We start from the raw sequence: 1,422 nt of genomic DNA on the forward strand, positions 1-1,422 counted from the left end.
CTAGTGTGCTGCGCCAGAAATCCTGAGGATTAGTTACTACCCTGTTGTCATGTCGCATCCCGGGCCTTCTGCTGTGGCGATCACGTTGTCCGAGGCCGAGCGCGCCGAGTTGGTGCGCCGGACGGAAATGCCGCACCGGCGCTCGGCCGAGAAGGCCCGCATCATCCTGGCGTGTGCTGACGGCATGTCAAACGCGGGTGTCGCACGGATCGTCGGTGTCCAGGCCAAGACGGTAGGCAAGTGGCGTCGGGCATTCGCCGCGGAACGGATGGCCGGGCTTGAGGACGCCGGCTGGATCGGTCGGCCGAAGGCCGACCTGATCCTCGACGACGCTGAGCGCCGGCAGCTGCAGCAGTGGGCGCGGCAGGCGAAGACCGCCCAGTTCCTCGCGCTGCGAGCCAAGATCGTGCTGCGCTGCGCGGAGGGCGGGACGAACCAGCAGGCCGCGGCCGACCTCGGTATCGACAGGTCGACCGTGGACCGCTGGCGGGCCCGGTTCATCGCAAAACGTCTCGATGGTCTGCAGGACGAGCCGCGCTCGGGCCGGCCGCCTTCGATCCTCCTCGACCAGGTCGAGGAGGTCGTCGTGGCCACCCTGGAGTCGGTCCCGGGTCAGGACACGCACTGGTCACGGGCCTCGATGGCTCAGCGCACCGGCCTGTCGAAGTCGACGATCGGGCGAATCTGGAAGCGGTTCGACCTCAAGCCCCACCTGCAGGACTCCTTCAAACTGTCCACCGATCCGCAGTTCGTCGCCAAGGTCGTCGACGTCGTCGGCCTGTACCACCACCCGCCCGAGAAAGCGGTCGTGCTCTGCGTGGACGAGAAGTCCCAGATCCAGGCGCTGGACAGGTCCCAGCCAGTGCTGCCGATGATGCCGGGCATGCCCGAACGGCGCACCCACGACTACCTCCGGCACGGCATCACCAGCCTGTTCGCCGCCTTCAACATCGTCGACGGCACCGTCATATCGGCACTGCACCGCCGCCACCGGGCGATCGAGTTCAAAAAGTTCCTGATCCGGATCGACAAGGCGGTGCCCGCCGGGCTCGACGTCCACCTCGTCTGCGACAACTACGCCACCCACAACACCGCCGAGATCAGGACATGGCTCAGCAAGCACCCCCGCTTCCACGTCCATTTCACCCCCACCGGCTCCTCCTGGATGAACCAGGTGGAACGGTGGTTCGGCCTGCTGACCGACAAACTCATCCGCCGCGGTGTCCATACCTCCGTGAAGGCCCTGGAGGACGACATCACCGCGTGGATCGACACCTGGAACGAGAACCCGCGGCCCTTCACCTGGACCAAGACAGCCGACGAGATCCTCAACTCCCTCGCCGACTACCTCACCAAGGTCGGAACCACCGGCCAGCAAACCGAGCAGAACTAATCCTCAGGATTTCTGGCGCAGCACACTAG

At 65.7% G+C, this 1,422-nt stretch carries 1 protein-coding gene; it reads left to right on the top strand.

Annotated features, from left to right (window positions below; genetic code table 11):
- The first annotated feature begins 49 nt into the window (after nt 1-49).
- Nucleotides 50-1,393, top strand: coding sequence for an IS630 family transposase (locus tag ACZ49J_RS45385; RefSeq protein ID WP_467457745.1), 1,344 nt, complete (start codon nt 50-52; stop codon nt 1,391-1,393).
- Nucleotides 1,394-1,422: the final 29 nt, after the last annotated feature.

The organism is Streptomyces sp. NPDC030840, assembly GCF_055572015.1.